A 7,705-nucleotide genomic window follows, 5' to 3' on the forward strand; every position below is an offset into this window, starting at 1 on the left:
ACGACATCAATCGCCATCCCGTCATCCATACCTGGTCCTACAAACTCGCCGACGCCGCCTGATATGATTCGAACCAAGAAAACGCTGAACTAGGCCGTGGAAACCACGGTGCGACGACGATGATGTCGGCCGATTGCAGTTTTCCTGACGCGCGCCTGAGCGGGAGGGGCCGAACATCGCTGATCCTCATCGCGCCGTCATTGTATCTGGCGGCGACGTTGCTCTATTCGGCCTGGCAGGCAGTCTGGGGTGTCCAGGTCGATCCTGAATCGGCCTACACCATGAACGGGCTGGTGGCGGCGGCCGGATATGGCTCGCTGAAATTCGATCATCCGGGAACGACGACGACTTTGCTCGTCGAGCTGGTCATCAGGGGTTGGGCCTTGGTCGCCCGGACCGATGATATCGTCGCGTTCGGGCTTAAGCACTACGATGCGATCACCACCGCGGCGCGGACTTGCGAGGCGCTGGTGCTCTCGGGCGCGTTGCTGGCAGGCGGGCTCATCGTCGGCCGGACGACGCGGAGCGCCATTGCCGGCTTGCTGTTTCAGGCCGGCGCGTTCGTTCATCCCGATGCGCTTCACTTTCAGACGGTGCTCGCTCCGGAAAGCCTCATGGTCGCGATCGCCCTGTTCGGCATGGCGATCGTGCTCAAGGCTGCGCTCGACGAGCGACCGCCGGCGACCAGCCTCGGCGTCGTGTCCGGTTTGATTTTCGCGCTCGGCTTCTCGACCAAATATCTCTATTTGCCGCAGGCGCTGTTCGCCGTGTGCCTGCTGAGAAGCCGGCGGGCGTTCGTCGCCGCCTTGATCACCGGGGCGATCGGCTTCGTTGGCTTCAGTCTGATCTTCAACCCAGGAACGATCACGCGCGGGTTCGGATGGCTGGTGCAAATCGCAACCCACAAGGGCCATTACGGCGAGGGCGAGACCGGATTCATCGACTTCGCGACGTTCTGGTCCAACATGCGCGAGATCATCGCGGCCGTGCCGTTCGCGTCGGGCACCTACATCGCAGCCGCGGCCGTGGTGCTCGCCTGGTGCATCAAGACGCGCGAGTGGCGCGATCCGGTCAGCCGCACGCTTAGCGCCGCCGTCCTGATCTTTGCGGCGCACCTCGTGGCGACGTCGAAGCATTTTGCGCTGCATTACATGATGGCATCTTGGGCGCTGACGGGCGGCGTCCTCGTCCTGATCGTGGTGCAGATCAGGCGTCTGGTCCCGGCCATCCCGGCGGTGGCGCTATCCCTGTTGGCGGGCGGCCTGTGTGCCGCTACGACCGCGGTGACGCTGATCGACGCCAGAACCGTCGCGCTGCAAACCTCGCGCGCGAATGCGATCGGGGCCAGGCTCTCGGACGCCGTGGTCGCTGCCGGTCCCGCTTGCGCCAACGTCTCCGGCATGTTCGTGCGCGCGCCGGAGAACGACATGAACCACGGCTGGGACATGACCTTGCAGCGCTGGGGCGACCAGGCGATGCGGGAGAGGTTCTCTGCTGCCTATGAGCGCGCCTTCACGGTCGCCCTGCTCGACCACAACACCTACACGCGCGTCCTGAAGCGCAATTTTCGCACCACCAGCTACGCCAAGCTCGCCGCCGATTATCCCTGCATCATCGTCCGCGCACCGTGGGAGCTGAACGAGGAAACCTCGATCGGGCTGCTGGCACTCAATCCGGACCATTGCGTGATCGAGGGGGTCCACGTCTACACGATCGGGCTCGCCTGCGCGAAGGTGCGCGAGAGCTTCCTGGGCGAGCGGTGAGGGATGGGGGCTGCTTGGCGCTCCCTAGCGGAATCGAACCGCTCTCTCCACCGTGAAAGGGTGGCGTCCTAACCGATAGACGAAGGGAGCAAACGCAAGGCCGGGCCGCATTTGGCGACAGGCCTGCCGGCCGCGCGAGTCGTGCCCGGCGGCTTGCAGCGGGCGAACGTATAGTGGCCTTTGGCCCCGTGGGCAAGCCGTTCCGGAACGCTGTTTTGGGCCCGGTGGATAGCGCACCCCCGGGATCATTCGGGCGGCGATTTCAACCGTTTCTTAGGGTTCCCTGGGCTAGCGCTGGAGCGGGAGAGATTTTTCGCCAATGCCACAGCCCAAGAAGCGCGCAAGCCGCAAGCTGCTGTCGCAGCACGCCTGGATCACGCTCGCGGGCGGATTCGCGGCGCGGCATTGCCTGGTCGAGGACATCTCGGCCTCGGGCGCCAGGATCACGCTGGACGAGGACGCGAGCCAGCTGCCGGGCGTGATCCGGATGGCATTTGCACGCGATGCCCGGACCGGGCGGAGCTGCCAGGTGGTGTGGCGCCGCGGCAAGTCGGCCGGCGTCAAGTTCCTCTGACGGCGGCCCGGATGGCGCCGGGCGCGGGTCCGGGCTACAAGGCGCAGATGCGCGCGACCGTCCTCTTTCTGATCACTCTCGCTACTACCTCCTCAGCCGGGGCCGAGACCTTGCGCCTGCCGCCGAGCGAGCAGCCGCAGTCGGGCAAGGCCCTGCCGCTGAAGGGCGCCGCCGGGTCTGCGAGACCCAACGGCTGCGCCGCCTATGGCCGGGGCTTCACCATGGTCGAGGGGACCTGCGTCAAGATCGGCGGCGCGGTCAGCGTCGGCACCACGGTCGGGCGCTGAGGGGCCCATGTCGCCGGACCTGTTGCGGCTCGATCTCCTCGTCCCCGCGCTGATGTATTGCGCGCTGCTGTGGTGGGTCGGACGCGGGATGTCCTGGACCGCGAAGATCTCCATTGCGATCGTCACGCTGGTGCTGATCGTCGTCGTCGTGCTGGTCGAGCGCGGCCGGCACTAGGCCGCCCGAACAGAAAACGCGAAAACAACCCCATGCACAGTAGAGGCCAGGCGCGGGCGGTTTGCGCGCTCATAGCGATTTTGCGCGCGCTCACCGCAGCTTAAGCCGCGTCAGCGGGTCACGACATCGGCGGGGCCACGTGCTGTGCAAATCCGGGTCGCTTGCCGAGCTCGGCGAGCCACCGCGTCAGGTTCGGCTGCGCCGGCCGGGTGATCCCCTCGACGCCGAGCCAGCGTCGCGCATAGGCGCCAACAGCGATGTCGGCGAGCGTGAACTGGTTGCCCTCCATGAAGGGCCGCGTGGAGAGCAGGCGATCGGCGATCGTCCAGACCTCGGCGGCCGCATCGGCATCCCTTTGGACCTTGACCATGTCGCGCTCGGCGGGCGGCGTGCGCACGATGCCCCAGAACACCGGGCGGTCGACCGGCTGCACCATCGACAGCGTCCAGTCGAGCCAGCGGTCGACGCCGGCGCGCAGCTTTGGCGCCTCCGGATAGATCGGCGTGCCGCGGCCATGCGCCATGCAGAGATAGCGCATGATCGAATTGGATTCCCATAAGCTGAAGTCGCCTTCGACCAGCGTCGGAACCCGCGCATTGGGGTTCATCGCGAGATAGCCGGCCTCGCGGGTCTTGCCGTATTCCATGCCGGCGTCGATGCGCTGGTAGGGCAGGGCGAGCTCGGCGAGGCACCACAGCACCTTCTGCACGTTGACCGAATTGGCGCGGCCCCAGATCGTCAGCTTCGTCTCTGGCATCTCGTTCCTCCCGCAGCGTTTCGTTTTCGCGCGGGTGATAGCGGAATTTCGCGAAGTCAGCGAGCCGCGATTGCCGTGCGCCCCTCATGCAAAAAGCTCCGCCCGAGGCGGAGCTTTCATGGCGGGGTCGATCAGGCAATCAATGACCGAAGAACAGCCACAGCAGGATGATCACCGGAATCGGCACACCCAGCAGCCACAACAAAATTCCGCGTCCCATTGTTTCCTCCTCCAATCGCATCGTTGGGGAGTGAACGCGGCGGGCGAGGGCCTTGTTCCTGTGGCGAGCGCCTTACCAGTGGCCGGTATTCGGCATCGACGCCCACGGCTCGGCCGGCGGCTTCGGCTCGCCCTTCTGGAGGATCTCGATCGAGTGCAGATCGGGCGAGCGCACGAAGGCCATGTTGCCGTCGCGCGGGGGACGGTTGATGGTGACGCCGGCCTTCATCAGCTTCTCGCAGGTTAAGTAGATGTCGTCGACCTCATAGGCGAGATGGCCGAAGAAGCGGTCCTCGCCATAGGTCTCCTCGTCCCAATTCCAGGTGAGCTCGACCAGCGGCGCGCCGCGGCTCGAGGGCTGCGCCTTCAGCGCCTCGAGATCGTCCGACGAGCACAGGAACACCAGCGTAAAACGTCCTTTGTCGTTCTCGATCCGCCGCACCTCCTTCAGCCCCAGCGCATCCTGGTAAAACTTCAGCGCGACATCGAGATTGCGCACGCGCAGCATGGTGTGAAGGTATCGCATGGTTGTTGCTCCCTGGAACGAATGGGGTTTTGCTTTGGGCCGGGACGGCGGGGGAGAGATAGCAGGAAAGTGGGAGGAGGGGCAGGGGGCGAGGGCGGATTGCCGAACCAAAGCCATTTGATTCTCGATGAGCGAGTTCGGCTCCAAGCTGGGACGTTCCGCACGAGCACAAACTATTTCTGGGGCAATGCGCCCCAATCGACTGGGTTGCTGCGCAGCTTAAGGGTTGTCTTGCGTCGCTGTGCGTCGATGGTCTCCGCAATGATTTTAACGCGCAATCGCGTGTGGATAGGCCAGCGTCGTAAGAGTGGTCCAACGCTGATAAGCTGCGTTGTCTTAAATTCCGCTGCAGGGGCAACCACGACATCGAAATCAATCGAGCGAAGGAAATCCCGAGTTGGGTCGATCGCAAGATGTTCGGGTGAAATTAGCTTTGCCAAGGGCCAGATGACCGAGATGCATTTGATGCGTATCGGCACCGGCTCCCAGCCGCGAGCCGTCAAAGCGCACCAGCGAACCCGTATGACGGGGTCTTCGCCGAGATCCTGCACGCCGTCCTTGACAGTCAGGTTCGAGCCGATCGATTCCGCCCGCAACCGCGCCAGTCGATCTGTCCAGCTCTTCCAAAGGAAAGTGATCGGGACGATCGCTACGACGCTCGTGATCAAAGTCCAGAAAACCTGCATAGGGTTCGCCTCGCGAAATCCGACAAGTGAGCAAGACAACTTTGACGTGCAGCCCAATTTGTGTCTAGAGGGAATAAGCAGCAGGGATTGCGGTGACGGTGCACTCCAGTGCGCTCATTTGACGCCGTTTGCCAAGCGTCGATCGAAGCGGCGGAGCCAGCAGGGTGATGACGGCGAACGAACTCAATGCACGGTCACTGCGATTCTAGAATCTCATGCGGCTAGGTGATCTGATACAATCCCTTTACCCGTTGATCGTTGATGGGGGATTCGCCCCGCAGCCTGGTGAGGGCGGCGAGCGCGTTCTCTCCAATGGCCTTGTATTCGAGGCCACCTCCGTGCCGTCCGATTTCAAGCGTTTTTTTGATGACCGACCTAAGTTCAAGGCCTCTTAGGCGTTTGAACATCGTGTAGAACTCGTCTGCTGTTACCTCCGAGATGAGTGCGATGTCTTCTTGGCTCCAGGCGTGATTCTTGGCGATCTCGAACAGAACATCCGCCGGGTCACGGCTATCCACGAATGAGTTGTAGCGATGGGTGATGGACGCACGGAGGTCAGGGTCTTGAACAGCAAACCCGGCGCTTTGCACGTCGTAAAAACCGCGGGGCTCGTCCTTCATAGCCTCAAGCCAATCCTCCAATATCTTTTGGGCTTCGACTGCCTTACCCACGCGCTTTAGGAACATGATCGCTCCGTCTACATAGTTGATGGGGGTATAATCTGGGTATTCCTTCATCGCGTTGATTAACCCATCGCACACGGACTCGACGTTGTCGTCGAATGAGTCGCGGTAGAGGTCCCAAGGTCCTTGAACGGCGTCGCGCATCTTCTTGTTTTTGTATCCGTCATCAAGCTTCTGCGCTTCCTCGACCAATTTGGTGTTATCGACGAAGCCTTTTTGGATGCCCTCCAGCAAAACTCTGTCGAATGCATCCACAAGCCCGAACGGATAAGCCTCCAATAAATCGTCCAGCTTCTTTTGGTCGTCGCTGAGTTTGTTGTTCATTGAATAACGAGATTTGTATCTCTCATTCAGCGTGTACTGAAAAAGATCGTCCTGCTTCGCGTAGACACACCAACCCAATAGAACCAAAGTCGAGACCGCCTGGGTCAATACTCGATCGTCAAACGGCGCTAGGTGGCGCTTGGCGTCGTTCACAAGACGTTCGATCTTCTTCAGGATACGGATATTGGCGATTTCAAGCTTCCGACAATTCTCGCGCATCAGCTTGTCGGATTCCTCGGTACCCTTGAAGGCGATCTGAGCAGCCTCCACCGAGGTCGGCTCGAATACCAACGAGGAATCGATTACCTTCTCACTATATTTCTCGAAATCAGCCTTCTCCTTGTCGAGGGCGTCATCGTTGAGAATGAGGACGATCTTGCACTTGCGTCGCTCCTTGAGGAGGGAGGCCAGTCCAAGAATGTCGATGATCCGTAGTTTCTCGCCTTTCCGTTCTAAGTCGTCGATGCACACGATGTAGTTACGGACAGACAAAAAGGCAGCGTGCTCGGCAATCGCGCCCGCGCCTGGCTTGATGGCCGCAAGAGCTAGTTTCGATAGGGCTTTGAAATTCTCCCCCAACGTTTCCACGGTTGGGCCGTCGTCAATGCTTTTGACGGGAATGACGTTCTCGAATATGGACGACTTGAGGCGATCCAGCGTGTCCATCCCGAACAGCGAAACATAAGAATAGGATTGTAGAGCGACATCCTTGCCCGCCTGCTTAAGCAACTCCTCCCACGTATAAGTCTTGCCAGCCCCCCATTTTCCTCGAATGCAAATGACTTCAGGTTTGGGGTCTTTCAGGAAGCGGAAGACTTCGTGACGGAGGAGCGAGAGAGCGGTTTTTTCTTTTGCCATGCTAGCTAGGACTTCGGGCGCCGTTTGGGATCAATATAAATCGGGATCGGCAGCAAGATCGGCAATGTCTCGATCGCCATCATGCCTTCTTCCCTGGCGGCATGATGAATCTCGGACGCGATATAGTTGGAGAGTGCGTGACCGAACCAGAAGTAGTCATTGAGGTCGTCGGCGATCCGTCGAATTTCGTCTGTTGCAACCTGAAAGAGGTTCGGCAGGCCCTGCTTCGACATGGAATGGAACGCTGTCATGTTGCCCCAAGTCTCCACTGCGTTTGAATGGACCAGCACATTGCGGTTGGCGGTGAGGATGTCCATTGCTTTCAGATAGTGCTTAATGGCCGCCCGCACGTCGTCGGGCCAGTCGTAATGGCCCATGAAGATTTCAATGAGCTTCATCCGGTCGGCCGGGTTTGTCCGAACGGAAATCAAATTGGCTTGACGCTCCCGAATATTGGCGACAGCCGCCAACATCCACGTATGAGTAAGCTCAAAGCGGGCGTAGTTGATGTTGACGACGCCCAAGGCGTACACACTGTCCTGCGGCGCAACCTCGTAGCTCGGCCAAGTCATGTGATTCTCAACCCCTAAGAACTGCAATATACGGCAGGTTGAGATAGCAAGAACAGCGACAATGCAGCGGCGAAACGGTCAGTCGGATCGACCGATCATGCACGCTGCGTCGCCCAGCGCGATAACGCATCATGGCAACCGCACTGTCACCGAGATTATCGTGTCTCACTTGAGGGGTGCAGTCCAGCACTGAAGATCATCTAGCCGGCCTTCGCGACCAAGAAGGCGGTGGAGCTAAAGTGAGTTCGAAGTGATCGAATCACTTTTGGGCCACGAGGAGG

General features: G+C 60.5%; 9 protein-coding genes and 1 tRNA gene. 4 read left to right on the top strand and 6 right to left on the bottom strand.

Annotated features, from left to right (window positions below):
* Positions 1-119: 119 nt before the first annotated feature.
* Positions 120-1,763, top strand: a complete 1,644-nt coding sequence (locus tag ABID58_RS36985; RefSeq protein WP_354037752.1) for a hypothetical protein — start codon at positions 120-122, stop codon at positions 1,761-1,763.
* A gap of 15 nt (positions 1,764-1,778) precedes the next feature.
* Here ABID58_RS36985 and ABID58_RS36990 read toward each other — a convergent pair.
* A tRNA-Glu gene (locus tag ABID58_RS36990) sits at positions 1,779-1,853 on the bottom strand.
* Between the two features lie 229 nt (positions 1,854-2,082).
* Here ABID58_RS36990 and ABID58_RS36995 point away from each other — a divergent pair.
* The 3 genes from ABID58_RS36995 to ABID58_RS37005 all read left to right on the top strand — a co-directional run bounded on the left by ABID58_RS36995 (position 2,083) and on the right by ABID58_RS37005 (position 2,799).
* A complete protein-coding gene (locus ABID58_RS36995; RefSeq protein WP_148753893.1) occupies positions 2,083-2,337 on the top strand; it encodes a PilZ domain-containing protein in 255 nt (84 codons plus the stop codon).
* A 110-nt stretch (positions 2,338-2,447) separates the two neighbouring features.
* Entirely contained in the window at positions 2,448-2,624 is a 177-nt protein-coding gene (locus tag ABID58_RS37000) for a hypothetical protein (protein ID WP_502916463.1), read from the top strand.
* A gap of 7 nt (positions 2,625-2,631) precedes the next feature.
* Positions 2,632-2,799, top strand: coding sequence for a hypothetical protein (locus ABID58_RS37005; RefSeq protein WP_187435159.1), 168 nt, complete (start codon positions 2,632-2,634; stop codon positions 2,797-2,799).
* Positions 2,800-2,917: 118 nt separating this feature from the next.
* Here the strand turns inward: ABID58_RS37005 and ABID58_RS37010 are convergent, their stop codons facing one another.
* The 5 genes from ABID58_RS37010 to ABID58_RS37030 all read right to left on the bottom strand — a co-directional run bounded on the left by ABID58_RS37010 (position 2,918) and on the right by ABID58_RS37030 (position 7,424).
* Complete coding sequence (locus ABID58_RS37010) at positions 2,918-3,556, bottom strand: glutathione S-transferase family protein (protein ID WP_354037753.1); 639 nt, start codon at positions 3,554-3,556, stop codon at positions 2,918-2,920.
* Between the two features lie 292 nt (positions 3,557-3,848).
* Entirely contained in the window at positions 3,849-4,301 is a 453-nt protein-coding gene (locus ABID58_RS37015) for a VOC family protein (protein WP_354037754.1), read from the bottom strand.
* Positions 4,302-4,474: 173 nt separating this feature from the next.
* Complete coding sequence (locus ABID58_RS37020) at positions 4,475-4,987, bottom strand: hypothetical protein (protein ID WP_354037755.1); 513 nt, start codon at positions 4,985-4,987, stop codon at positions 4,475-4,477.
* Positions 4,988-5,208: 221 nt separating this feature from the next.
* Positions 5,209-6,852, bottom strand: coding sequence for a P-loop NTPase fold protein (locus ABID58_RS37025; protein WP_354037756.1), 1,644 nt, complete (start codon positions 6,850-6,852; stop codon positions 5,209-5,211).
* Between the two features lie 5 nt (positions 6,853-6,857).
* Positions 6,858-7,424, bottom strand: a complete 567-nt coding sequence (locus ABID58_RS37030) for a hypothetical protein (protein WP_354037757.1) — start codon at positions 7,422-7,424, stop codon at positions 6,858-6,860.
* Positions 7,425-7,705: the final 281 nt, after the last annotated feature.

The sequence above is a fragment of the Bradyrhizobium sp. S3.2.6 genome, assembly GCF_040546885.1.
Classification (GTDB): domain Bacteria; phylum Pseudomonadota; class Alphaproteobacteria; order Rhizobiales; family Xanthobacteraceae; genus Bradyrhizobium; species Bradyrhizobium cytisi.